At 71.2% G+C, this 24568-nt stretch carries 21 protein-coding genes and 1 riboswitch; of the genes, 5 read left to right on the forward strand and 16 right to left on the reverse strand.

The window, feature by feature from the left end:
- Positions 1 to 371 precede the first annotated feature (371 nt).
- Positions 372 to 2267 (forward strand): AAA family ATPase, encoded by a 1896-nt coding sequence (locus tag ACTMTU_RS22130; RefSeq protein ID WP_441265246.1) that lies wholly within the window; start codon positions 372 to 374, stop codon positions 2265 to 2267.
- A 12-nt stretch (positions 2268 to 2279) separates the two neighbouring features.
- On the opposite strand, the gene ACTMTU_RS22135 is transcribed toward ACTMTU_RS22130, so the two are convergent.
- The 10 genes from ACTMTU_RS22135 to ribD form a co-directional block, all read right to left on the reverse strand.
- Positions 2280 to 3419 (reverse strand): hemolysin family protein, encoded by a 1140-nt coding sequence (locus ACTMTU_RS22135; RefSeq protein WP_441265247.1) that lies wholly within the window; start codon positions 3417 to 3419, stop codon positions 2280 to 2282.
- Positions 3416 to 4768 (reverse strand): hemolysin family protein, encoded by a 1353-nt coding sequence (locus tag ACTMTU_RS22140; RefSeq protein ID WP_441265248.1) that lies wholly within the window; start codon positions 4766 to 4768, stop codon positions 3416 to 3418. Before ACTMTU_RS22140 ends, ACTMTU_RS22135 begins: the two co-directional genes overlap by 4 nt.
- A gap of 208 nt (positions 4769 to 4976) precedes the next feature.
- Positions 4977 to 5465, reverse strand: coding sequence for a PH domain-containing protein (locus ACTMTU_RS22145; RefSeq protein WP_441265249.1), 489 nt, complete (start codon positions 5463 to 5465; stop codon positions 4977 to 4979).
- A gap of 17 nt (positions 5466 to 5482) precedes the next feature.
- Positions 5483 to 6331: an ATP phosphoribosyltransferase gene (gene hisG, locus ACTMTU_RS22150; RefSeq protein WP_441265250.1), complete on the reverse strand. Its 849-nt coding sequence runs from the start codon at positions 6329 to 6331 to the stop codon at positions 5483 to 5485.
- Positions 6332 to 6384: 53 nt separating this feature from the next.
- The gene (locus ACTMTU_RS22155) at positions 6385 to 6657 is read right to left on the reverse strand and encodes a phosphoribosyl-ATP diphosphatase (protein WP_005319995.1); all 273 of its coding nucleotides are present in this window, start codon (positions 6655 to 6657) and stop codon (positions 6385 to 6387) included.
- Between the two features lie 33 nt (positions 6658 to 6690).
- Positions 6691 to 7176 carry a 6,7-dimethyl-8-ribityllumazine synthase gene (gene ribH / locus ACTMTU_RS22160; protein WP_159693905.1) on the reverse strand — a complete coding sequence of 162 codons (486 nt, stop codon included), beginning with the start codon at positions 7174 to 7176 and terminating at the stop codon, positions 6691 to 6693.
- A 157-nt stretch (positions 7177 to 7333) separates the two neighbouring features.
- Positions 7334 to 8674 (reverse strand): bifunctional 3,4-dihydroxy-2-butanone-4-phosphate synthase/GTP cyclohydrolase II, encoded by a 1341-nt coding sequence (locus ACTMTU_RS22165; protein ID WP_441265251.1) that lies wholly within the window; start codon positions 8672 to 8674, stop codon positions 7334 to 7336.
- Positions 8671 to 9315: a nicotinamide mononucleotide transporter family protein gene (locus tag ACTMTU_RS22170; protein WP_441265414.1), complete on the reverse strand. Its 645-nt coding sequence runs from the start codon at positions 9313 to 9315 to the stop codon at positions 8671 to 8673. Before ACTMTU_RS22170 ends, ACTMTU_RS22165 begins: the two co-directional genes overlap by 4 nt.
- A 5-nt stretch (positions 9316 to 9320) precedes the next feature.
- Positions 9321 to 9929 carry a riboflavin synthase gene (locus tag ACTMTU_RS22175; RefSeq protein ID WP_441265252.1) on the reverse strand — a complete coding sequence of 203 codons (609 nt, stop codon included), beginning with the start codon at positions 9927 to 9929 and terminating at the stop codon, positions 9321 to 9323.
- Entirely contained in the window at positions 9930 to 11021 is a 1092-nt protein-coding gene (ribD, locus tag ACTMTU_RS22180) for a bifunctional diaminohydroxyphosphoribosylaminopyrimidine deaminase/5-amino-6-(5-phosphoribosylamino)uracil reductase RibD (protein ID WP_441265253.1), read from the reverse strand.
- 155 nt (positions 11022 to 11176) lie between these two features.
- Positions 11177 to 11307, reverse strand: a riboswitch (FMN riboswitch).
- 265 nt (positions 11308 to 11572) lie between these two features.
- Between ribD and ACTMTU_RS22185 the strand changes: the two genes are divergently transcribed.
- Complete coding sequence (locus ACTMTU_RS22185; RefSeq protein WP_441265254.1) at positions 11573 to 13942, forward strand: chitinase C-terminal domain-containing protein; 2370 nt, start codon at positions 11573 to 11575, stop codon at positions 13940 to 13942.
- 236 nt (positions 13943 to 14178) lie between these two features.
- Here the strand turns inward: ACTMTU_RS22185 and ACTMTU_RS22190 are convergent, their stop codons facing one another.
- Entirely contained in the window at positions 14179 to 15324 is a 1146-nt protein-coding gene (locus ACTMTU_RS22190; protein ID WP_441265255.1) for an ROK family transcriptional regulator, read from the reverse strand.
- Positions 15325 to 15412: 88 nt separating this feature from the next.
- On the opposite strand from ACTMTU_RS22190, the gene ACTMTU_RS22195 reads away from it, so the two are divergent.
- Entirely contained in the window at positions 15413 to 16636 is a 1224-nt protein-coding gene (locus ACTMTU_RS22195; protein WP_441265256.1) for an MFS transporter, read from the forward strand.
- Here the strand turns inward: ACTMTU_RS22195 and ACTMTU_RS22200 are convergent.
- Positions 16596 to 17072: an acyl-CoA thioesterase gene (locus tag ACTMTU_RS22200; RefSeq protein WP_441265257.1), complete on the reverse strand. Its 477-nt coding sequence runs from the start codon at positions 17070 to 17072 to the stop codon at positions 16596 to 16598. The two genes, ACTMTU_RS22195 and ACTMTU_RS22200, sit on opposite strands and share 41 nt — an antisense overlap.
- A gap of 130 nt (positions 17073 to 17202) precedes the next feature.
- Here ACTMTU_RS22200 and ACTMTU_RS22205 point away from each other — a divergent pair, with 130 nt between their 5' ends.
- Together ACTMTU_RS22205 and ACTMTU_RS22210 are read left to right on the forward strand one after the other, a co-directional pair.
- Entirely contained in the window at positions 17203 to 18639 is a 1437-nt protein-coding gene (locus tag ACTMTU_RS22205; RefSeq protein WP_441265258.1) for a uracil-xanthine permease family protein, read from the forward strand.
- An 82-nt stretch (positions 18640 to 18721) separates the two neighbouring features.
- Entirely contained in the window at positions 18722 to 19426 is a 705-nt protein-coding gene (locus ACTMTU_RS22210; RefSeq protein WP_441265259.1) for a DUF5995 family protein, read from the forward strand.
- Between the two features lie 10 nt (positions 19427 to 19436).
- Here ACTMTU_RS22210 and ACTMTU_RS22215 read toward each other — a convergent pair whose 3' ends face one another.
- The 4 genes from ACTMTU_RS22215 to ACTMTU_RS22230 all read right to left on the reverse strand — a co-directional run bounded on the left by ACTMTU_RS22215 (position 19437) and on the right by ACTMTU_RS22230 (position 24314).
- A complete protein-coding gene (locus ACTMTU_RS22215) occupies positions 19437 to 21134 on the reverse strand; it encodes a flavin monoamine oxidase family protein (protein ID WP_441265260.1) in 1698 nt (565 codons plus the stop codon).
- Positions 21135 to 21198: 64 nt separating this feature from the next.
- On the reverse strand, positions 21199 to 22020 hold the full coding sequence (locus tag ACTMTU_RS22220) for a carbon-nitrogen hydrolase family protein (RefSeq protein ID WP_441265261.1): 822 nt from the start codon (positions 22018 to 22020) through the stop codon (positions 21199 to 21201).
- Between the two features lie 292 nt (positions 22021 to 22312).
- Entirely contained in the window at positions 22313 to 22765 is a 453-nt protein-coding gene (locus ACTMTU_RS22225) for an Lrp/AsnC family transcriptional regulator (RefSeq protein WP_005319952.1), read from the reverse strand.
- A 94-nt stretch (positions 22766 to 22859) separates the two neighbouring features.
- Entirely contained in the window at positions 22860 to 24314 is a 1455-nt protein-coding gene (locus ACTMTU_RS22230) for an amino acid permease (RefSeq protein WP_441265262.1), read from the reverse strand.
- Positions 24315 to 24568: the final 254 nt, after the last annotated feature.

Here is a 24568-nt window from a genome sequence, read left to right on the forward strand (position 1 = left end):
TGACCGACGGGGCGTACAGGTCTTACGTTCTCAATGTGCGGCTTTTCGAAGCCGTCGCAGACGCGAAGCCCCCGGTTGTTCCCCCGTGATCGGGGGCTTCGTTCTGCCCGTTTTCCTTCTCCTTTCCCCCTTGCGAGCCACTGTCGCTCACCCTGGGTCACCATCTCCGCGCCGTCACCGGGTCGTTGTGGCGCTCTTAATCGCCGCCCCGTGCGCGGGTACGATGCACGACTGGAAGCCTTTGACGGCTGCCACGCCACAGCGGGCGCCCAACTCCCCCTCGTGGCATGGCTGTTCCGGCAGCGGTCGTGGGCCTCCGCCCGGCGCGACAACACTGGTGCACGGTTTGTAGGGGGGAGTGGGGGGACCCTATGGACATCGGCACGCAAGGGTCACGGCCGCCGGCGGACCTGGCCTGGGTGCGTGGCGTGGACGCCTGCACCATGGGCGCGTACCCGCAGGCCGAGGAGGAGTTCCGCACGGCCGTCCGGCTGGACCCGGGGATGGCCGACGCCTGGCTGGGGCTGCACGCCCTGCGGGTGGACACCTCGACGGCGCTGCTCCACATGTACCGCAGCCGCGACCGCTTCGGCGAGCAGCGGGCACGCCACCGCCGCACCCTCAACTCCTGGTACTGGCTGGGCTGGTGGGTGCAGCCGGTGCTGGAGAGCGGACGTGATCTGCTGCTCGCGCACGCCTCCCACTGGCTCGACGGCCGCCATGTGCCCGAGCTCGACCGGGCGCTCGCCGCGCTGCCGCCGGTGGACACCGACCCTCAGGTGCGGTTTCTGCACGCCTGCCGGGCCTATCTCGTCAAGGACTGGGAGCAGCTCGTACGCCATACGGAGCCGCTGGTCGACGACCCGCTGCTGGGCATCGAGGCCGGGCTGTTCGGCGGCATGGCCCGAGTGCGGCTGGAAATGTACGGGCAGGCGGAGCCGCTGCTGTCCGCGGCCCTGATGCGCTGCCGCAGCGAGCAGCCGCAGCGCAAGGAGCTTCGGTACTGGCTGGCGCGGGCGCACGAGGGCACCGGCCGCAGCGCGGCGGCACTGCCCCTGTACCGCGCCGTGCACCGCATCGATCCGGCCTTCATGGACACCGCGGCCCGCCTGGCGGCCATCGCCGAGTACGACGGGATCGACGTGTACGACGACTCGGTCGGTCTGGCCGCCGTCTCCCTGGCCGGATACGGCGGTGACACGGCGGACGTCCAGGCCGAGGGCGAGACGGCCCAGGGCCCCGAGCCTCGCTTCGGCGGCGACACCGGTGTCACCGTGCCGGGACCCGCTCCGGTCGTGCCGGCCGACGGCCCGCGCCGCAGGTCGGCCACGTCGTCGCCGTCCTCTCCCCCGCGGTTCCCTGCCGGGCCCACCGACCCGGCTCTGCTCGCGCAGGCGCTGGCGGAGCTGGAGCGCATGGTGGGGCTGGAACCGGTGAAGCGGCAGGTGAAGGCGCTGTCGGCGCAGCTGGAGATGGCCAGGCTGCGGGCCGTGCAGGGGCTGCCCGTACAGCCGCCGAAGCGGCACTTCGTATTCTCCGGCCCGTCGGGGACGGGCAAGACGACGGTCGCCAGGATCCTCGGCCGGGTCTTCTACGCCCTCGGCCTGCTGGGCGGCGACCATCTGGTGGAGGCCCAACGGTCCGATCTGGTCGGGGAGTTCCTCGGCCAGACGGCGGTGAAGGCCAACGAGCTGATCGACTCGGCGCTGGGTGGCGTGCTCTTCGTAGACGAGGCGTACAGCCTGTCCAACTCCGGCTACAGCAAGGGCGACGCCTACGGCGACGAGGCCCTTCAGGTGCTGCTCAAGCGCGCCGAGGACAACCGCGATCACCTCGTCGTCATACTGGCCGGCTATCCGGAGGGCATGGACCGGCTCCTCGCCGCCAACCCCGGGCTGTCGTCCCGTTTCACCACCCGCGTCGACTTCCCGTCGTACCGGCCGCTGGAACTGACCGCGATCGGCGGGGTGCTGGCCGCCGACAACGGCGACGTGTGGGACGAGGAGGCGCGCGACGAGCTCCGCTCGATCAGCGGCCATGTGGTCGACCAGGGCTGGATCGACGAGCTGGGCAACGGCCGCTTCCTGCGCACGCTGTACGAGAAGAGCTGTGCGTACCGCGATCTGCGGCTGTCCGGCTGTCCCGGTCCGCCGACCCGCGAGGACCTGTCGACGCTGCGGCTGCCCGATCTGATGCAGGCGTACGGGGAGGTCCTGTCGGGCCGCGGTCCGGCCGGCCGCGGCCCGCAGGAGCCTCCCTTCGGGTGATGCGTACGCCGCTCAGCCCTTCACGAGCGCTCCGGCGTCGCTGTCCCGCGCGTCGGTGACGGCGGGCGCGGGCGCGGTCGTCACCGCGGGGGCGGAGGCCGGCCGGGGAGTGCCGGGCGCGACCCGGTGGGAAGGGTCGCGTACCTCGCCGACGAGCATTTCCAGTACGTCCTCCATCGCGACCAGTCCCAGGACCCGTCCGGACGCGTCGGCGACCTGCGCGAGATGGGTGGCCGCACGGCGCATGACGGTGAGCGCGTCGTCGAGCGGCAGTTCGGCGCGCAGGGTCGCCATCGGCCGCCAGACGTGCTGGGGTACGGCACGCTCCCCGTCCTCGAGGTCGAGGACGTCCTTGACGTGCAGATACCCCATGAACGGGCTCTCGCCGTCCGCGCAGACGGGAAAGCGCGAGTATCCGGTGCGGACGGTCAGCTCTTCCAGTCGCCGGGGGGTGACCGAGGGCGCGACCGTGACCAGCGCCGCGCGCGGGATCAACACGTCGGTGACCGGGCGGCTGCCGAGCTCGAGGGCGTCCTCGAGGCGTTCCTGCTCCGCGGGGGCCAGCAGTCCGGCCTGGCCCGCGTCCTCGACGAGCCGGCCCAGCTGCACGCTGGTGAAGACGGCCTCGACCTCGTCCCTGGGCTCGACCCGGAAGGCCCGCAGCACCAGCCGGGAGCAGGCTCCCAGCGCGGTGGTGACGGGGCGGCAGAGACGGGCGAAGCCGACCAGGCCGGGGCTGAGCCACAGGGCGGTGCGCTCGGGCGCCGCCATGGCGAGGTTCTTCGGCAGCATCTCGCCGACGACGAGGTGCAGGAACACCACGACGGCCAGGGCGATCGCGTAGCCGAGCGGATGGATGATCCCCTCGGGGACATGTGCCGCATGGAAGACGGGCTCCAGCAGGCGGGCGACGGTCGGTTCCGCGACGGCGCCGAGGGTGAGGGAGCAGACGGTGATGCCGAACTGGGCGGCGGCCATCATCTGCGGCAGGTTCTCCAGCCCGTGCAGGACCCTCCGGGCCCGAGAGGAGCCGGCGGCGGCGAGCGGCTCGATCTGGCTGCGGCGTACGGACACCAGGGCGAACTCGGCGCCGACGAAGAACCCGTTGGCCACGACGAGGAGCAGGGCGAACAGCAGTTGGAGAGCGCTCACCGGGTGGCCCCCGTCATGGCTTCCGCCTGCGTGACCGCGTCGGCGGTGCGGACCAGACGGACCCGCTCCGCACGGTACCGGTCGACCTGGCGCACGGACAGCCGCCAGCCGGGGAGTTCCGCGCGGTCGCCGGGGGCGGGGATGCGGCCCAGCAGGTCGGCGACGAGGCCGGCGAGGGTCTCGTACGGACCGTCGGGCACCTCGAGGCCTATCCGCCGGAGCGTCAGCACTCGGCAGCTGCCGTCGGCCTCCCACGCGGGCCGTCCGTCCTCCGGGGCCACTGGCGCCAGCTCCGGACGGGCGTCCGAGTCGGAATCGTGCTCGTCCCTGACCTCGCCGACCAGTTCCTCGATGATGTCCTCGAGGGTGACGACACCGGCCGTGCCGCCGTATTCGTCGACGACGACGGCTATGGGCTGCCCGCTGCGCAGCTGTTCGAGCAGCTGCTGCACCGGGAGGGTCTCCGGCACCATCAGCGGGACGACGGCGATCCGCTCGACGCCGACCCGCCGGCGTTCCTCCGCGCGCACGGCGAGGGCGTCCTTGAGGTGCACCATGCCCACGATCTCGTCGATGCGCTCCCGGTAGACGGGGAAGCGTGAAAGGCCCGTGGCCCGGGTGAGGTTGAGGACGTCCGCCGCGGTGGCGTCGGACTGGAGAGCGCTCACCTTCACCCGCGGGGTCATCACATGCTGCGCCGTGAGGTGGCCGAGCGACAGGGTGCGTACGAACAGGTCCGCGGTGTCCTGCTCCAGCGTGCCGGCCCGCGCCGAATGGCGGGCCAGCGACATGAGCTCGACCGGGGTGCGCGCGGAGGCCAGTTCCTCGGCCGGCTCCACGCCCGCCAGCCGTACCAGGCGGTTGGCGGCGGCGTTCAGCAGGGTGATGACGGGGCGGAAGGCCGACGAGAAGGCGGTCTGCGGGCCTGCCACGAACCTGGCCACCTGGAGCGGCCTGGACACCGCCCAGTTCTTGGGGACCAGTTCGCCGATCACCATCTGGACGGCGGACGCCAGCAGCATGCCGACGACCACCGCCACGCCCGGCACTGCGCCTTCGGGCAGCCCGGTCGCGGTCAGGGGGCCGCCGAGCAGCGCGGCGAGCGCGGGCTGGGCGAGCATACCGACGACGAGGGAGGTGATGGTGATGCCGAGCTGGGTGCCGGAGAGCTGGAAGGACAGCTCGCGCAGCGCGCCGACGACGCGGCGGGCCCGGCGGTCGCCCTCGGCCGCCGCGCGTTCGGCGTCCGGGCGTTCCACGGTGACGAGTCCGAACTCGGCGGCCACGAAGAAGCCGTTGGCCAGGATGAGAAGGAATGCTGCGGCGAGCAGCAGAAGCGGGACGATCATGCCGCCGCCTCCGGAGAGGGGGCGGCGCAGGTACTACCGGACGATCCGTCCATTGCTGGAGGGAGTCACTCCTCGGGTCGCAGGGTGGCCCCGCCGGCCCACGGGCCGTGCGATGCGGGGCGGGGCGCACTCGGCGCCACCGCCACCAGAGTAGTCAAGCCGGGGCTGTGGAGGGCAGGGTCGCTGCCCCAAATGTCGGTCCCAGCGCTCAGTGTTGGTCCGGCCGGGTGTCGCCGGGTTGCTCCGGCCGGGTCCCGCGGGTCTCGGCGAGGGCACGCAGGGCGCGGGCGTCCTCGACGGCGCGGGCCCTGGCGATACCGGGCTGGATGCCCAGCACCGGCAGGCTGGTGCCGTCGCTGAGGTCGAGGAAGACCCACGGGTCGCCGGCGCGCAGATTCACCCGCAGGATCTCCGCCCACGCCAGCCGTCGCGTACGGGTGAGGTTGACGACGGTGACACCGTCGTCGTCGGCGACGACCTTCGGCCGGCTCAGCAGGGCGAGGACCCCGAGGAAGAGCAGGGCCGTGAAGATGAAGCTGACCTGCTCGGGCGGGCTGAGCTTGTCGAGGAGCAGGGTGACGGTGGTGACGGCGGCGAACATGGCCACGCCCACGGTCAGCAGGACGATCCGGGTACGGGTCGGCCGGAAGGTGACCGGGAGCGCGGGCGGCCGAGGCGCCGGAGCAGGTGCGGACATGGTGTGTCGTCGGTCTCTCAGAGGCGGCAGGCGTGGATGGCCGTGGTGAGGATGGCCCGCGCGCCGAGCGCGTACAGGTCGTCCATGATCCGCTGGGCCTCCTTGGCCGCGACCATGGAGCGGACGGCGACCCAGCCCTCGTGGTGCAGCGGGGAGATCGTCGGGGACTCGAGGCCGGGGGTGAGGGCGACGGCCTGCTCCAGGTGCTCGACCCGGCAGTCGTAGTCCATCATCACGTAGCTGCGGGCGACCAGGACGCCCTGGAGGCGGCGCAGGAACTGCTGCACCTTCGGGTCCTCGCCGTCCGCGCCGGTGCGGCGGATGACGACGGCCTCCGAGGTCATGATCGGCTTGCCGATGACCTCGAGCCCCGCGTTGCGCAGGCTCGTGCCGGTCTCGACGACATCGGCGATGACCTGGGCGACACCGAGCTCGATGGCGGTCTCGACGGCGCCGTCGAGGTGGACCACCGAGGCGTCGATGCCGCTTTCCGCGAGGTGCGCGGCGACGATGCCCTCGTAGGAGGTGGCGATCGTCATGCCGCCGAAGTCCTCGACACCGCCCGCGGTGCCCGGCTTGGTGGCGTAGCGGAAGGTGGACCGGGCGAAGCCGAGCTGGAGGATCTCCTCGGCGTCGGCGCCGGAGTCGAGCAGCAGGTCACGGCCGGTGATGCCGATGTCGAGCTTGCCGGAGCTGACGTAGATCGCGATGTCACGCGGACGCAGGTAGAAGAACTCGACCTCGTTGTCGGGGTCGACGAGGACGAGCTCCTTGGACTCCTTGCGCTGCTGGTAGCCGGCCTCATGGAGCATCGCCGACGCAGGTCCGGACAGTGAACCCTTGTTGGGGACGGCGATGCGCAGCATGAGACGGGCTTCCTTTGTTCGCGTGATGTGTACGTGCGGAGGGGTGGGCTGGCTCAGAGGTGGGCGTAGACGTCGTCGAGGGAGATTCCGCGCGCGACCATCATCACCTGGACGTGGTACAGCAGTTGCGAGATCTCCTCCGCGGCGGCTTCCTTGCCCTCGTACTCGGCGGCCATCCACACCTCGGCGGCCTCCTCGACGACCTTCTTGCCGATGGCATGGACGCCCTTGCCGACCAGCTCGGCGGTGCGGGAGGTGGCGGGGTCGCCCTCGGCGGCCTTCTGCTGGAGCTCGGCGAAGAGCTCCTCGAACGTCTTATTGGACATGGTGGTCCCAGACTACGCGGAAGCGGCCGCTGCTCAGCGCCAGGGTTCGGATACTGAACGCAGGATGGTCGCGGTGGCGACCGCCGCCGTGACCGCCTCGTGCCCCTTGTCCTCGTTCGAGCCCTCGAGACCTGCCCGGTCGAGGGCCTGCTCCTCGGTGTCACAGGTCAGCACGCCGAAGCCGACGGGGACGCCGGTGTCGATGGAGACCTGGGTCAGGCCCTGGGTGACGCCCTGGCACACGTACTCGAAGTGCGGCGTGCCGCCGCGGATGACGACGCCGAGGGCGACGATCGCGTCGTAGCCGCGGCCCGCGAGCACCTTCGCCACCACGGGCAGCTCGAAGCTGCCCGGGACGCGCAGCAGCGTCGGCTCGTCGATGCCGAGCTCGTGCAGTGCGCGCAGCGCGCCGTCGACGAGACCGTCCATGACCTTCTCGTGCCACTGGGCCGCGATCACCGCGACGCGCAGGTCTCCGCAGTTGCGGACGGACAGTTCGGGCGCACCCTTGCCGCTCATGTTTCTCCCTAGCCGTTCTTCACCGCCGTTGCGCAGTCCTGCCGGTCGGACAGTCCTGCTGGTGGCGCGATTCTCACTTGTTGCGAAGTTCTACCGGCCGCGCGCGGTGTCTCGCCTCACGCGGTTCTGCTGTACGCGGTTGTGCTGATGACGGGTTCTACTGGTTGCCGCACGTCGTCGCCGGGGCCGCGTCCAGCCATGGCAGGTCGTGGCCCATCCGGTCGCGCTTGGTGCGCAGGTACGTCAGGTTGTGCTCGCCCGCCTGGACGGGCATCGGTTCGCGTCCGAGGACGGTGATCCCGTACCTGACGAGCGCGGTCGACTTGTCCGGGTTGTTGGTCATCAGCCGCACGCTGCGCACGCCGAGGTCGGCGAGGATCTGGGCGCCCGCCGCGTAGTCGCGGGCGTCGGCGGGCAGGCCGAGCTCGAGGTTGGCGTCGAGGGTGTCCCTCCCCCGCTCCTGGAGTTCGTACGCGCGCAGCTTGGACAGCAGCCCGATGCCACGGCCCTCGTGCCCGCGCAGATAGACGACGACACCCCGCCCGGCCCGCGTGATGCTCTCCATGGAGGCGTTGAGCTGGGGACCGCAGTCGCAGCGCAGCGAGTGGAAGATGTCGCCGGTGAGGCATTCGGAGTGGACGCGCACGAGGACGTCCTCGCCGTCGCCGATGTCGCCGTGCACCAAGGCGACGTGCTCGACGCCGTCGACGGTGGAGCGGTAGCCGTACGCGGTGAACTCACCGGCAGCGGTGGGCAGATGGACCTCCGCCTCGCGCTTGACGGTGGGCTCCTCGCTGCGGCGGTAGGCGATCAGGTCCTCGATGGAGATGATCGTCAGGCCGTGCTTGCGGGCGAACGGCACGAGCTCGGGCAGCCGCAGCATCACGCCGTCCTCGCCGGCGATCTCGACGATCGCGCCGGCGGGGCGCAGGCCCGCGAGCCGGGCGAGGTCCACGGCGGCCTCCGTGTGGCCCGGGCGGGTGAGGACGCCGCCGGGCTTGGCGCGCAGCGGGAAGACGTGCCCCGGGCGTACGAAGTCGGCGGGTCCGGCCTCGCCGCCGGCCAGCAGCTGGAGGGTCATGGCGCGGTCGGCGGCGGAGATACCGGTGGTCACCCCGTAGGCGGGGCCCGCGTCGACGGAGACGGTGAAGGCGGTCTGCATCGACTCGGTGTTGTCGCCGACCATCTGGGGCAGGTCGAGCCGCTCCAGCTCGTCGCCCTCCATGGGGGCGCAGATCAGGCCGCGGCACTCGCTCATCATGAAGGCGACGACCTCGGGCGTGGCCTTCTCCGCGGCGATGACGAGGTCGCCCTCGTTCTCGCGGTCCTCGTCGTCGACGACCACGACGGGGCGGCCCGCGGCGATGTCGCGGACGGCCTGCTCGACCGGGTCGAGGGAGAGGTCCTCGATGCTGTCGGCGGCGAACCAGGTTCGAGTCGTGGGGGCGGCCCGAAGGGCCTCGGGCAGGGTGGTGGTGGGTGACGGGCGCGCGGTCATGCTGCCGCTCCTTCCAGTGCGGGCCGGCCGCTCGTCCGCGAGCGCAGCCACCAGTCACGCAGGCCCCACAGGACGAGCGCGCCGTAGAGGACGTAGACGAAGCCGGAGAAGGCGAAGCCGTTGGCGAAGTTGAGCGGGACGCCGACCAGGTCGACGAGGAGCCAGGCGAACCAGAACTCGACCATGCCGCGGGCCTGGGCGATCATCGCCACGAGGGTCCCGACGAAGATGTACGCGTCGGGCCACGGGTCCCACGACAGGGACGGGTACAGGGTGAACAGTCCGCCGACGGCGGCGGTGCCGAGCACCGCGCCGCCGAACAGGTAGGCCCGCTCGCGCCAGGTCGCGAACCGGACGGCGATCGACCCGTCCTGCGCCTGCTGCCGGCCGCGGGTCCACTGCCAGTAGCCCCATGCGGCCACGGCCATGACCACGATCTGCTTGCCGGCGCTGCCGGTGAGGTGGGACGTGGCGAAGGCGGCGAAGAGGATGACACCGGAGAGGAACTGGGCGGGCCAGGTCCATATCGAGCGCCGCCAGCCGAGGGCGAGGGCGATCAGCCCGATCGTGTTGCCGATCATGTCCGACCACTTGATGTGCTGTCCGAAGGCCGTGAAGGCCTCGCCGTTCAGCCAGTCAATGGCGCTCACTCGGCACTCTCCTCGGCCTGTGTGCCGAGCAGCCGCTCGACGTACTTGGCGATGACGTCCACCTCGAGGTTGACCGGGTCGCCGGGCTGCTTGATCCCGAGCGTGGTCAGGGCGAGGGTGGTGGGGATGAGGCTGATCGTGAAGTGGTCGGTGCCCGCGTCGACCACGGTAAGGCTCACACCGTCAACCGTGATCGAGCCCTTCTCGACAACGTATCGAGCGAGACCGGAGGGCAGCGAGATCTTGACGATCTCCCAGTTCTCGGACGGTGTGCGCCCGATGACGGTGCCGGTGCCGTCGACGTGGCCCTGGACGATGTGGCCGCCGAGCCGGGCGCCGACCGCGGTGGGCCGCTCGAGGTTGACGCGGGAACCGGCCCGGAGCACACCGAGGCTGGAGCGCTTCAGCGTCTCGGCCATCACGTCGGCGGTGAACTCCCCGTCGCCGGTCTCGACGACGGTCAGGCAGACGCCGTTGACGGCGATGGAGTCGCCGTGCTTCGCGTCCTCGGTGACGATCGGGCCGCGCAGACGGAAGCGGGACGCGTCGCCGAGGTCCTCGACGGCGGTGACCTCGCCCAGCTCTTCGACGATTCCGGTGAACACTCAAGCTCCCTTGGGGACGGTGGCGGTGACGCGCAGGTCGGTTCCGATACGGACGGTCTCTGTGACATCGAGCCGCAACGCGTCGGTGATGGTGGTGATTCCTGCGCCGGCGAGGGCCGCGGGGCCCGCACCGAGGAGGACGGGGGCGAGATAGCCGATGACACGGTCGACGGCTCCGGCGGCGACGAAGGCGCCGGCGAGCGTCGGGCCGCCTTCGAGGAGCACGGACCGCACGCCGCGCGCGTGGAGCGTGGCCAGCAGTGCGGCGATGTCCAGGCCGCTGCCGGACGCGCGGGGCAGCCGCCAGACCTCGCCGAGATGCGCGGTCGCGTCGGGCAGGACGTCCTCGGCCACCGCGACGGCGGTGGGCGCGGCGTCGTCGAGGACCCGTGCCCCGGGCTTCACGGCGACCGCCTCGGTGTCGATCACGACACGCAGCGGCTGGGTGGCGCCCGCGATGCCGCGGACGGCGAGGTGGGGGTCGTCGGCGCGGGCGGTGCCTGAGCCGACGAGGACGGCGTCGGCCTCGGCGCGCAGCCGGTGGACGTCGGCGCGGGACTCGGGGGAGCTGATCCAGCGGCTGGTGCCGTCGGCGGCGGCGACGCGGCCGTCGAGTGTGGCCGCGTACTTCCAGGTGACGTGGGGGCGGCCGAGGCGTACGGAGGTGAGCCAGCCGGCGTTGCCCGCGGCCGCCTCGTCGGCGAGGAGTCCCTGTTCGACCTCGATGCCGGCCGCACTCAGGGTCTCGGCGCCTCCGGTGGCCTCCGGGTTCGGATCGGCGACCGCGTAGACGACGCGGGCGACGCCGGCCTCGGCGAGCGCCTGCGCACAGGGGCCGGTGCGACCGGTGTGGTTGCAGGGCTCGAGGGTGACGTACGCGGTGCCGCCGCGGGCGAGGACCCCGGCGGCGCGCAGGGCGTGGATCTCGGCGTGCGGTCCGCCGGCGCGCTGGTGGAAGCCTTCGCCGACCACGTGTCCGGAGGCGTCGGTGATGACGCACCCGACGACCGGGTTGGGGCTGGTGGAGCCGAGTCCGCGGGCGGCGAGCGTGATCGCCCGACGCATGGCGTCTGCTTCGGCTGCGGTGGCCACCGGGTCCTCCTGCCTCTTCGGGCACGGACTCCGGGGCCTGTCGATGACGACAGAGAGCGGAGGAACACCACAGGGGGACGCCGATGCCTGAACGGCGATCGCCGCGTCGTGCACGGCGATCGACAGACGGCCGACGCACCTGACGGTGCCATCCGCCGCGCACTGCCTCCCATCCGGACTTTAACCGTCGGTCCAGGAATCTCACCTGGTCAACCGGCCGCTGGCTGCGGACGGGTCGCGGACTGTAACCGCCGGTTCGGAATTGCACCGACCCCGGAGTGCGCTGCTGCTGATACAGGGCCAGTGTGCCACGGCCGGCGGTGAGCCATGCGGGTGATGCCTGTGGACTCGCTCACATACGGGCACACGGCGTCACCCGCCGTCATGCCCGAACCTTAATGGTCCAGACCTATTGACGCACTGGTCTAGTCCTCTTAATGTCTGCGACACCTCCGCGGACCAGGCCCACCGGTGTGCGCACACCAGGGCCAACCCCTTTGCCCCATCTGTCAGTTGTGCGAGGCCGAACCCCCCTGCGCTCCTGGCGGGCCATGCAGGGGGATCCCCACCAGGAGGAACTGATCGTGCAGTCCCCCACCCGTACCAGAGCCGGGGCGTCCCTGCTCGCAGCCGGCGCCGCCGCAGCCGCGCTGCTGGCCGGCACGCTCTCCCCCGGCGTCTCCCACGCCGCGTCGCAGGAGAACTGCCGGCCCGACGGGCTCCAAGCCACCCCCGGCGTCGACGTCCCGTACTGCTCGGTCTACGACACCGAGGGCCGCGAGAAGATGGGCGCGGACCACCAGCGCCGGGTCATCGGCTACTTCACAGGCTGGCGCACCGGCAAGAACGGTCAGCCTGCCTACCTCGCGTCCGACATCCCGTGGGACAAGGTCACCCACATCAACTACGCCTTCGGCCACATCGACGCGTCCAACAAGCTCTCGGTCGGCACGGACGGGGAGAAGAACGCCGCAACGGGGATGACCTGGCCGGGAGTGGCCGGGGCGGAGATGGACCCGGCTCTGCCGTACAAGGGCCACTTCAACCTGCTCAACAAGTTCAAGAAGCAGCACCCGGACGTGAAGACGCTGATCTCCGTCGGCGGCTGGGCGGAGACCGGCGGCTACTTCGACGACAACGGCGTGCGGGTGAACTCGGGCGGCTTCTACTCGATGGCCACCAACGCCGACGGCTCGGTCAACCAGGCGGGGATCAACACCTTCGCCGACTCCGCCGTCGCCTTCATCAAGAAGTACGGCTTCAACGGCGTCGACATCGACTACGAGTACCCGACCTCGATGAAGGACGCCGGCCACCCTGCCGACTTCCCCGTCTCCAACGCCCGCCGGGGCGGGCTCAACAAGGGCTACGCGGCGCTGATGAAGACCCTGCGCGAGAAGCTCGACCGGGCCGGCGCGGCGGACGGCAAGCACTACATGCTCACCGTCGCGGCGCCCTCGTCCGGCTACCTGCTGCGCGGCATGGAGACCTTCCAGGTCCAGAAGTACCTGGACTACGTCAACATCATGTCGTACGACCTGCACGGCGCGTGGAACGAGTACGTCGGCCCGAACGCCTCGCTCTTCGACGACGGCAAGGACGCCGAACTGGCCTCGGCGAACGTCTACGGCAGCGCGCAGTACGGCGGCATCGGCTACCTCAACACCGACTGGGCCTACCACTACTTCCGGGGCTCCATGCCGGCCGGCCGCATCAACATCGGCCTGCCGTACTACACCCGCGGCCACAAGAACGTGCAGGGCGGCACGGACGGCCTGTGGGGCAAGGCCGCCGCGGTCTCCTGCCCGGCCGGCTCCGGCCTCACCAAGTGTGGTGACGGCGCCGTCGGCATCGACAACCTGTGGCACGACAAGGACGACAACGGCAAGGAGTCCCCGGCGGGTTCCAACCCGATGTGGCACGCCAAGAACCTGGAGAAGGGGATCGTCGGCGACTACGTCACGCAGTACGGCTTCCCCGCGGACACCCGGCTGACCGGCGCCTACGTTCGCAAGTACGACTCCACGCTGGTCGCGCCCTGGCTGTGGAACGCCGAGAAGAAGGTCTTCCTCTCCACCGAGGACGAGCAGTCGGTGGCCGCGAAGGCGGACTACGTGGTCGACCGGGGCATCGGCGGCACGATGGTCTGGGAACTCGCGGGCGACTACGACTGGAACGCGGCGAAGGGCCAGTACGAGATCGGCGACACGCTGACCACGTCGATGTACGAGAAGTTCAAGTCGGCCGCTCCGTACGGGGCGAAGAAGTCCAACACACCGCTGCCCACCGACGCGGTCGACATCGCGGTGGACTTCACCGAGTTCAAGCTGGGCGACTCCAACTACCCGATCACGCCCAAGCTGAAGATCACCAACAACACCTCGGCCACGCTGCCCGGCGGCACGGAGTTCCAGTTCGACTACGCGACCGCCGCCCCGGCCAATGCCTCCGACCAGTCCGGCTTCGGCACCAAGGTGATCAAGAGCGATCACACCGGCGGCAACATCGGCGGCCTGAAGGGCGACTTCCACCGGGTGTCGCTGAAGCTCCCGGCCTGGCAGTCGCTGGCCCCCGGCGGCTCGGTCGAGCTGTCCTTCAACTACTACCTGCCGGTCTCGACCCCGTCGAACTGGACCGTGAACATCGCCGGCACGGCGTACGCCCTCGCCGGTGACCTGGGCCGCGGCACGAAGCTGGTCGAGCCCGGTTCCGGCTCCTCCCCCTCGCCGTCCCCGTCCCCCTCGGAGCCGGGCACGCCCGGGGCGTGCACCGCGCCGGCGTGGAACGCGACGTCCGAGTACGGGGGCGGGGTGACCGTCTCCCACAAGTCGCACCAGTGGAAGTCGAAGTGGTGGACGAAGGGCGAGGAGCCCGGTACGACCGGGGAGTGGGGTGTCTGGCAGGACCTCGGCACCTGCTGATCACCCCTCGCAGAGCAGCCCGGCGGCGGTCACCGGCCCTTGCCGCCGCCGGGCCCTTGCCGCCGCCTGGCTGCTTCCTTTCGGATCCGGCCGGCTGAGACATGAGGTCGAGTTCGGGGCCGGCCGGATGCAGCGGTGGGAGCTGCGGCTGCCGCCGTCGGACCCGGGGGGGTCCGGGACGCCACCACCACCACCACCGGCAACGGCCTCGAGGGCCGTGCGGGTCATGGTGGCGGTCAGCCGAACAGTTCCCCCCGCGCCGAATCCCCCGCCGTCAGCAGCGCGCCGCTCAGGACCGCGTCGTCGCCGAGGACGCCGGCACGGACCTGAGTGGGCAGCGGGGACAGGGTGGCCACCCTCGACTCGACGCGCGATGCCAGCGCCTCGCCGCCCGCGTGGCCGGTCTCGCCGCCGAGGACCACGCATCCGGGGTCCAGGACCGCGGCGACCGCCGCCGCGCCGAGGGCGAGGCGGTCGGCGAGGGCGTCGAGGAAGTCGCCGCGGTCCTCGGCGACGGCCGCCGCCACCATGCGTGCCGCCGTAGGCCCCACGAGCCCGTAGCGCTCCCCCAGTTCACGGATCGCCGCCGCCCCGGCCAGCGAGTGGAAGCCGCCGGCGCAGTCGACGGCGGAGGGTATGCCCGCCGTGCCCGGCACCGGCAGGAAGCCGATCTCGCCCGCCCCGCCGGACGCCCCTCTCCTCAGCCGGCCGTCGAGGAAGATCCCCGCGCCGACCCCTTGCCCCAGCCAGAGGAACGCGAAGGAGTCGCGGTCGCCCGCGGCGCCGAGGCGCTGTTCGGCCACGGCCGCGAGGTTGGTCTCGTTCTCGACGATCACCCGGGCGGGCAGCCGCTGCTGGAGCGCCGCCACCAGCATGCGGTGCCAGGCCGGCAGGCCGGTCGTGTCGCGGAGTTCACCGGTCGCCGGGTCGATGAGACCGGGCGCGCCGACGCAGACGCTGTGCAGCGCGGCGGCTCCGGCGTTCCGGGACGTGCGCTCCACCAGCGCCGCGGCACGCTGCACGACGGGACCGGGTTCGCTGTCGCCGCCGATCGGAAGGGACGCTTCGGCGAGACGCGTCCCGAGCAGGTCCGCGACGACGACCGACACGCTCTCGGTGCGCACGTCGAGCGCCGCGAGGTGTGCGCGGTCGGCGACGATCCCGTACAGGCGGGCGTTCGGTCCGCGCCGTTCGGCGCCCGCCTCGCCGACCACCCGGATGAGCCCCGAGCCCTGCAACCGCTCCACGAGGTCGGCGACGGTGGGCCGGGAGAGGCCGGTCATCGTCTTCAGCTGTCCTGCCGTCAACGGGCCCTCTTGCTGGAGAAGTTCCAGGGCGAGCCGATCGTTGATGGCCCGGGCGGTGCTCGGTGAAGCGCGCATGCCGGAATCCTTCCAGACGCATAACGCCTATTTATCAGGCAGGGTTCCTGATAGTTTACCGCTCACGTTCTCGGGGAGGGGTACACGCATGTCCAGCGCATCGAGCCGAACGGCCGTCGGGCTGCCCCAGTTGCGGCGGGCCCGCTTCGCGGTGGCCGCCGTCTTCTGTGTGCACGGCGCGGTGACCGGCAGCTTCGCGACCCGGATCCCCTGGATTCAGGACCACGCCGGGGTCAGTGCCGGTCAGCTGGGCCTCGCCCTGGCGTTCCCGGCACTCGGGGCGTCCGTGGCCATGCCGCTGGCCGGAGCCGTCACCCACCGCTTCGGCGCGCGCACGGCGCTACGCGGACTGCTGGCACTGTGGACCCTGAGCCTGGTCCTGCCGGCGTTCGCCCCGAACCTGCTCACCCTGTGCGCGGCACTGTTCGTCTACGGCGCCACCGCCGGCATGTCCGACGTGGCGATGAACGCCCTGGGCGTGGAAGTGGAGAACCGTCTCGACCGGTCGATCATGTCGGGGCTGCACGGCATGTGGAGCGCCGGTGCGCTGATCGGCTCGGCAGGCGGCACCCTCGCCGCCCACCTGGGCAGTGACGCACGCCTGCACCACACCCTGGCGGCCCTGACGCTGACCGTGCTCGGGCTGATCGCCTGTCAGGGCGTGCTGGACCTGCGCAGTTCCGCCGACGAGGAGCCGCCGCCGCGGTTCGCCCTGCCGCCGAAGTCGGCGCTGATCATCGGCGCGATCGGGTTCTGCGCGGTGTTCGCGGAGGGAGCAAGCCTGGACTGGTCGGCCGTCTATCTGCGTGACGTGCTGGACACCTCGCCGGGTCTCGCGGCCGCGTCGACCACGGCGTTCGCGCTGACGATGGCGGTGGCACGGCTGGCGGGCGACCGGATCGTCGACCGTTTCGGACCTGTGCGGACCGTGCGGGTCGGCGGGGTGCTCGCGACGATCGGCGGACTGCTCGTGGTCCTGGCACCGCATCCGGCCGTCGCGATGTGCGGCTTCGCGCTGATCGGCTTCGGCGTCGCCGTGGTCGTGCCGCTGGCCTTCGCCGCGGCCGGACGCAGCGGGCCGAACCCGAGCCAGGCGATCGCCGGTGTCGCCACCATCACCTACACCTCGGGGCTGATCGCCCCGTCGGCGATCGGCGCGGTCGCCGACGCGACGAGCCTGGTCGTGTCATTCGGCCTGGTGACGGCGCTCGCGCTCGGTCTGGTCCTGGGCGCCGGTGTGCTGCGCTCGGCCGGGCGGGAGAGCGTGAAGGTCACTCCGCCGGCGCCAGCAGTGCACGACCCGCGGCCCTGAACCGCTCGCTCCACGGCGCGGGCCGCATGGTTTCCGGGTCCAGCCTGACGAGGACCCGGAAACCCTGTGCGTAGGTCACGGCGCCGTCCGCGGAACAGAAACGGAAGCCGTAGGTGAGGCCGGTACGGCCGAGCCTTTCCAGCCACAGGTGAACGGCGTAGTCGCCGGTCCGGTTCACGGGGCGCTCGTAGCCGATGCGCAGCTCCTTGACGGCGTTGCAGGCGTCCCCGGCCGCTGCCCAGTCGCCCTCGAAGGCGAAGCCGCGCTCCTGCCAGTACGTCACCCAGGCGCGCTCCACCATCAGCGGGTACCGGGCGTTGTGGAGCAGCCCGAGCGCGTCGAGGTCGTCGAAGTGCACGATCGCCGGGACGAGCACGCCGTGCTCGACGCCGGAGGCGAGCGGGGCGGCGGGGGTCGGAGGGGCTTGCGTGGTCACGGTCGGGGCTCCTGTGCAGTGCTGGCCGAAAACATCTCATCCTAAGCGCCCGCTCATGGCTGTCAGGACCGCCCGGAAGGGGCACTACCATTACGCCGATCGTTGACGTCTACACGAAGTGGAGCGGCCCGTGAACCTCGGCGTGCGCTGGACCCTGCACGGCGACGGGCGGACACCCGCTCCCGGTGCCGTCGTACGTCCCGACGAGCGGCTGTCCTGGCCGCGTACGGCGGGCCTCGGCGCCCAGCATGTGGTGGCCATGTTCGGGGCGAGCTTCGTCGCTCCGGTGCTGATGGGCCTTGACCCCAATCTCGCGATCATGATGTCCGGCGTCGCGACCGTGATCTTCCTGCTCGCGACCCGCGGCAAGGTGCCCAGCTACCTCGGCTGCTCCCTCTCCTTCGTCGGTGTGGCCGCCACCATCCGGGCCTCCGGCGGCGACAGCGCCACCGTGACCGGCGCGGTGCTGGTCGTCGGCGCCGCTCTCTTCCTCGCCGGCCTGGCGGTGCAGCGCTTCGGGGCGCGGATCATCCACGCCGCGATGCCTCCGATCGTCACCGGCGCGGTCGTCATGCTGATCGGGTTCAACCTCGCACCGGTGACCGCGTCGACGTACTGGCCGCAGGACCAGTGGACCGCGCTGCTGGTCATGCTCTTCACCGGCCTCGCCGTGGTGTGCCTGCGCGGGTTCTTCTCCCGCATCGCGATCTTCCTCGGCCTGATCTTCGGTTACGTCCTGTCCTGGGCGCTGGACCGGGTCTTCGGGAAGATCCACTCCCCCGCCGGCGGCGCGGAGGCCGTGGACCACTGGCGGCTCGACCTGTCCGGCGTCGCCAAGGCCGACTGGATCGGCCTGCCGTCGTTCCACGCGCCGAGCTTCGAGTGGTCGGCGATCCTGGTCGCCCTGCCCGTGGTGATCGCGCTCATCGCGGAGAACGCGGGACACGTCAAGGCCGTCGGCGAGATGACCGGCGAGCCCCTCGACGACAAGCTGGGCACCGCGATCGCCGCCGACGGCGCCGCCTCCATGCTGTCCACCGCCGTCGGCGGGCCCCCGAACACCACGTACTCCGAGAACATCGGCGTCATGGCCGCGACCCGCGTCTACTCCACGGCCGCCTACTGGGCCGCCGCGGGCTTCGCCCTGCTCTTCGGCCTGTGCCCCAAGTTCGGCGCGGTGGTCGCGGCGATCCCCGGGGGAGTCCTCGGCGGGATCACCGTGATCCTCTACGGCATGATCGGCCTGCTCGGCGCGCAGATCTGGATCAACGCGAAGGTGGATCTGCGCAATCCGCTGAACCTGGTGCCGGCCGCGGCGGGCATCATCATCGGCGTCGGCGGCGTCAGCCTGAAGATCACCGACACGTTCGAGCTCGGCGGCATCGCGCTCGGCACGATCGTCGTCATCACCGGCTACCACGTGCTGCGCGCCTTCGCCCCCGCCCACATGAAGGAGCGGATGAAGGACGAGGAGCCGCTGCTGGACTCCGGCACTTCCTCGTACGACGCCGGTTCCGGGGCCCCCGAGGCCGCGGGGACGCCGGACGGTCCGACGACCGGCCGGTAGTCACTGCGGAAACGTCCCTCTTTCCGGGGAAGCCCCGGCCCGTCACCGCGCGGACGCGCCCGGGGCTGGGACCCTGGCCCCCATGGCGCAGACGGAACAGTTCGCGGTGCGGGCGGCCCACGGTCCTTCCCCGGTCGGGTCCGTGGTGGAGCGGATGCGCTCGCTGCGTTCCACCCTGCCCCCGGGCGACGGGATCGCGGTGTTCAACCGGGTCTATCTCGCGGTCACGGAGGAGTTCGGCCGGCACGCCGAGGCCGGGCACTTCACCGACCGGGCGGCCGCCGACGCGCTCGCCGTGCTCTTCGCCCGCCGCTATCTGGCGGCCGTGGAGGACTCGGCAGAGGGCCGGCGGCCGCCCGCGTGCTGGCGGCCGTTGTTCCAGTACCGCCGCCATCCCGGTGTACGGCCGCTGCAGTTCGCGCTCGCCGGGATCAACGCCCACATCGGGCACGACCTGGCCCTCGCCGTCGTGGACACCTGTCGTGCGCTCGGCCGTGAACCGGCCGACCTGGAAAGCGGGTTCGACCGTGTCGGCGACATCCTCGTGCACCTGGAGGAGCACATTCGCGAGGATCTGATGCCCGGCCCCGACCTGCTCGAGATCGCCGATCCGCTGACCCACCTGGTCGGCGCGTGGAGCCTCGAACGGGCCCGCGACAGCGCCTGGTCGGCGGCACGGCTGCTGTGGGGACTGCGGGACCTGCCCGACCTGGCCGAGGAGTTCACCGAGCGTCTGGACGCCGGTGTCGGCCTGGTCGGGCGCTGTCTGCTGACGCCCTGGCGCTGAGGCCCGGGCCTCAGTCCTCCGGCAGTTCGACCGGCGCGATCTCGTCGTAGAGGTCGCCCGGGCCCGGGTTGGACGGGTCGGTCGCGCCGCCGAAGTGGGCCATCACGCCCCACACGGCGTTGAGCGCAGTCTGCACGGCGCCCTCGGCCCAGCCGGCCGTCCACGAGATGTCGTCACCGGCGAGGAAGATGCCGCGCTTGTCCTCGGGCAGCCGGTCCTGCATGAAGTGGGTGAACAGCCGGCGCTGGTAGCGGTAGTGGCCCGGCAGGTTGGCCTTGAACGCGCCCATGAAGTACGGCTCGTTCTCCCACGACACGGTCACCGGGTTGCCGATGATGTGGCTGCGGATGTCGACGTTCGGGTAGATCTCTCCCAGCGACTTCAGCATGACCTCCATCCGCTCGTTCGCGGACAGCGGCAGCCACTTCAGGCTGTCGTCGCACCAGGTGTACGACAAGCAGATGACGGCCGGCTTGTCCGGGCCGTTGTCCAGCAGGTACGTGCCGCGGGTCATCCGGTCGGTCAGCGTCATCGACATGCGGTCGCGTCCGGTGATCTCGTCCTTGTCCAGCCAGAACGGCCGGTCCACCGGCACGAACAGCTTGGAGGACTCCATGTAGTGGGTGCGCTCCATCGCCGTCCAGTGGTCGATGGGGAACAGCGCGTCGTCACAGGCGATCTTGGACAGCAGCATCCAGGACTGGGCGGTGAAGATCGCCGCCCGGTAGGTGCGGATGTCGCCGGCCGCGTCGGTGACCGTGATGCGGTTGCCCGCCGTGCGGGACAGCCGGGTCACCGCCGGGCGGGGGGCGCCGTCGTGCAGCGACGACAGCGACGTGCCGAGCGGCCAGTGGACGATCTTCTGCGGCTCGCGCTCCCACAGGCGCAGCGGCAGCTGCTGGCTGCCCTCGACGATGCCGCGGTGGTGGTCGTCGGCCTCCGAGTAGACGACCCGCAGGATCTCCAGGATGGAGTTGGGGAAATCGGTGTCCCAGCCGCCGGTGCCGAAGCCGACCTGGCCGAAGATCTCCCGGTGCCGGAAGGACTTGAAGGCCTCCGAGTCGCACAGGAAGCCGTAGAAGGTCTGGTTGTCGAGCTTCTCGACGAGCTTGGCCCAGATCTCGCGGATGCGCGGGACGTCGCGCTCGCGCATGGCCTGGTTCATGTCGGAGAAGTCGGCGCCCTCCTCCAGGCAGGCGTTCCAGGCGTTCATCACGTCGCGGTAGACCTGCGGCAGGTCGTCGATGGTCTCCGCGTAGTGCGACTCGCCCTTGAGGTCGACGACGGTCGACGGGGTGGAGGGGGCGAGCGGGTTGGGGAACGGCCGGGTGGTCAGGCCCACGAGGTCGATGTAGTGCTGAAGCGCCGTGGAGGAGGGCGGGAAGCGCATCGCGCCCATCTCGGCGGTCAGCTCGTCCGTGCCGGTGCCCTCGAAGCCGACGGTGCGCAGCCGGCCGCCGATCTGGTCGGCCTCGTAGACGACGGGCCTCAGGCCCATCTTCATCAGCTCGTACGCGGCGACGATGCCGGAGAGACCGCCGCCGATGACCGCGACCTCGGCGCCGTGCTCGGTCGCCGGTATCTGACCCAGGCCCGCGGGGTGCGCGAGGAAGTCGTCGTAGGCGTAGGGGAAGTCCGGACCGAACATGGTGATCGGCGGCTGCGCGTCGCTGTGCTGGACGGCGGTGGTGGGCACCGTGGACGTCATGGGGTACGGACTCCTTGCGGGGAAAGGCGAAGCGGTGGGGCGGTGGGGCGGGGGCCGGCGGGCGTCAGGTCAGCGAGCCGTACAGGCCGGGCCGCCGGTCACGCAGGTACGGGTTGTTCTCGCGCGACGCGGTGAGCAGCTCGGGGTCGACCTCGCCGATGACGAGCTCCTCCCCGCGGCCGGCGCGGGTGCGCACCGTCCCGTCGGGGGCGGCGAGGCAGCTGAGGCCGACGAACTCGAACTCGCCTTCCGGGCCGGTCCTGTTGACGTACGCGACGTACATCTGGCTCTCGAAGGCGCGGACCGGGACCAGGGATTCGGCGACGAACTGGAAGGGGTGCATCTGCGCGGTGGGGACCAGCAGCAGGTCGGTGCCGGCCAGGGCGTGGGCGCGGACGTTCTCGGGGAACTCCACGTCGTAGCAGATCAGCATGCCGACGCGGATGCCGTCGAGTTCGGCCTGGACGACGGTCTCCTCGCCCGGTGTGAACCATCGCTGCTCGAAGCAGCCGAAGAGGTGCGTCTTGCGGTAGTTCGCGAGACGCTGCCCGGACGCGTCGATCAGCTGGGCGGAGTTGTGGATCGTGCCCGTGTCGCCGGCCGTGCCGCTGCCCTCGTCCGCCCGCTCGGGGTAGCCGTAGAGCACCGCGATGCCGTGGCGTACGGCGATGTCGGCGACGGCGAGCGCGCCGGGCCCGTCAGCCCGCTCGGCCAGCATCGGCACGTCGTCCCCGATCGCGTATCCGGTGAGGAACATCTCGGGGCAGACGAGCAGCCCCGCACCGGCCTCCGCGGCCCGGCCCGCGGCCTCGTCGAGCACCTTCAGGTTCTCCGCGACCGAGCCCGGACGGCCGGAACTCTGGAGCAGGGCGGTGCGCAGGGGCATGGGTGACCTCGGGCATGGGACGGGTGAACGGGAGACGTCTACGAAGGTACGGTCCGGCGATCGGCCGGGACAAGGCGCGAGCGTTGCGCGCGGACGGTCGATGTGTTGCGTCGTTCCGGCCTGATCCGGCGATTCGTTGCGCGGCCCGACAGCCGGTGCTGCGGGACACCCCGACAGGCCACCGTGCGTCGCGCTCCGGTCACCTCCGGCTGTCCCCGGCACCGCGCTCACCAGCGGGATCGCTCCTCGGGGCGGCCCCGGGAAGCCGGGCCGCCCCGGGGAGCCGCGGGCGTTACGCGGGAGCGCCGGAGGAGAACCGCCGCAGCAGCGGGGAGAGCACCAGGACCGACTTGGTGCGCTCCACGAAGGGCTCGCCCGCGATGCGTTCGAGCACCCGCTCGAAGTGGCGCATGTCGGAGGCGAAGACCTGGACGATCGCGTCCGCCTCACCGGTGACGGTGGAGGCGGACGCGATCTCCGGGTAGCGCTTGAGGCCGCGCTCGATCGCCTCGGGAGAGGTGTTGCGGCTGCAGAAGATCTCGATGAACCCCTCGGTCGCCCAGCCGAGCGCCTTCGGGTCGACCCGCACGGTGAAACCGGTGATGGCGCCTTCCGCGCGCAGCCGGTCCACCCGTCGTTTCACCGCCGGGGCGGAGAGCCCCACCATCGAGCCGATGTCCGCGTAGGAGCGGCGGGCGTCCTCCGCCAGGGCATGGACGATGCGCTCGTCGAGGTCGTTCAGCAACTTTCACACCATGCTCGGTCCGTGCCGGGGAGCAGCGGCTCCCTGGTCAAGACAGTATCCATCAGGGATACGGGCGCGGGTCCCCGGCGCGGCCTCACCGCAGTGCGGACCTGCGCATGCCGTAGCCGAAGTAGACGGCCAGGCCCACCGCCATCCAGACGCCGAACACGATCCAGGTGATGGTGTCGAGGCTGAACATCATCCACACGCAGAACCCGAAGCCGATCACCGGGAAGAGCGGCGACAGCGGCACCCGGAAGGTCCGCTTCATGTCCGGGCGGGTCCGGCGCAGCACGACGACGGCCACGTTGACGAGCGCGAACGCGAACAGGGTGCCGATGCTCGTGGCGTCGGCCAGCCGGCCCAGCGGCACGGCGGCGGCGAGCACGCCGCAGAACAGCGAGACGATCACCGTGTTGGCCCGGGGAGCACCGCTCTTGGCGTGCACCCGGGAGAACACCTTGGGCACCAGACCGTCGCGCGACATGGCGAACAGGATGCGGGTCTGCCCGTACAGCACCGTCAGCACGACGCTGGCGATGGCGATGACGGCGCCCGCGGCGAGCAGCACGGCCCAGAAGCTCTGCCCGGTGACGTCCTCCATGATCCCGGCGAGCGCGGCCTCGGACTCGCCGAAGCCCTTCCAGGGGCGGGCGCCGACGGCGACGGCGGCGACCAGCACGTACAGCGCGGTGACGATCAGGAGGGACAGCATGATGGCGCGCGGCAGGTCACGCTGAGGGTTCTTGGCCTCCTCGCCGGCCGTGGAGGCGGCGTCGAAGCCGATGTACGAGAAGAACAGCGACGCTCCGGCGGCGCTGACGCCCGCCATGCCCAGCGGCATGAAGTTCTCGTAGTTCCCGCTGCGGAAGCCCTGGACGCCGACGGCGCAGAACAGCACGAGTGCGGCGATCTTCACCACGACCATGACGGTGTTGGCGCGGGCGCTCTCGCGGGCCCCGCCGAGCAGGAACACCATGGCGAGCAGCACGACGAGGAGGGCGGGCAGGTTGAAGAACCCGCCGTCGCCGGGCGGCGCCGACAGGGCCTCCGGGATGGTGACGCCGATGGTGCCTGCGAGGAGTTCGTTGAGGTACTCGCCCCAGCCGACCGCCACGGCGGCGACGGAGACCCCGTACTCGAGGATGAGACACCAGCCGCAGACCCAGGCGACGAGCTCGCCCATCGTGGCGTAGGCGTACGAGTAGGACGATCCGGAGACCGGGATGGTGCCGGCCAGCTCCGCGTACGAGAGGGCCGAGAAGAGCGCCGTCAGACCGGCGATCACGAACGAGACGGTGACGGCGGGGCCCGCCTCGGGGACCGCCTCGCCGAGCACGACGAAGATGCCGGTGCCGAGCGTGGCACCAATGCTGATCATGGTCAGCTGCCACATGGACAGCGAACGGCGCAGCGCACCGCCCTCGCCCTGCCCGCCCTCCGCGACCAGCCGCTCGACCGGCTTCCTTCTCATCAGCCGGGCGCCGGTCCCCCGGCTCCTTCCGTTCGACGGCTCGGTCGTCGGTGGCGCTGCGCCTTGGTCCAGCACGTCGTCGGCTCCTTCATCGCTGCGGCTCGGCGGGGCGGCCCGACGGCGGCCCGCGGGCAGGCAGAAGAAGCCCGCGCATGGGTGGGGGAACCGCCGAGCAGACGGTCACCGCCACTCCTGGTACGGGGGTCGAGCCTACGAGTCCGCTGCTCACAGCCGTAATGCACCGTTGTTGCGCATCGGCGGACGATCATTGCGCGCTGACGGGAGCCGCGGGGAAACATTGCGCTCCGGTGAAACAGGAGTGTCATGAC

Source organism: Streptomyces sp. OZ13 (assembly GCF_052068155.1).
In the GTDB taxonomy this organism is placed as follows: domain Bacteria; phylum Actinomycetota; class Actinomycetes; order Streptomycetales; family Streptomycetaceae; genus Streptomyces.